The following is a 231-nucleotide window of genomic DNA, read 5'->3' on the forward strand; positions in this document are numbered from 1 at the left end:
ACTAACACTTTCCACGGACGGATTTAGCCTACGACATCAGTAACAGTTATGCCAAGAGCGGTGTACTTGTTTAGGGAGGCAACACGGATTTGGATTTCTGCGACCTGGCGGTCAAAGTCCCGAGCCAAGAGGCTCTGCCCCAGCAACTTCACACAGAGCATCTTGGTTTCAACACGGCTTCTTCGGTGATATCCTCACCACCCACGCCAAAACTCTCGGCCCAGATATCGT

General features: G+C 51.9%; 1 pseudogene. It reads right to left on the reverse strand.

The window, feature by feature from the left end:
• Positions 1–23 precede the first annotated feature (23 nt).
• A pseudogene (locus AB2B41_RS23805) lies at positions 24–231 on the reverse strand (IS5/IS1182 family transposase); the annotation flags it as partial.

It is taken from the genome of Sulfitobacter sediminis, from assembly GCF_040811725.1.
Lineage (GTDB): Bacteria > Pseudomonadota > Alphaproteobacteria > Rhodobacterales > Rhodobacteraceae > Sulfitobacter > Sulfitobacter sediminis.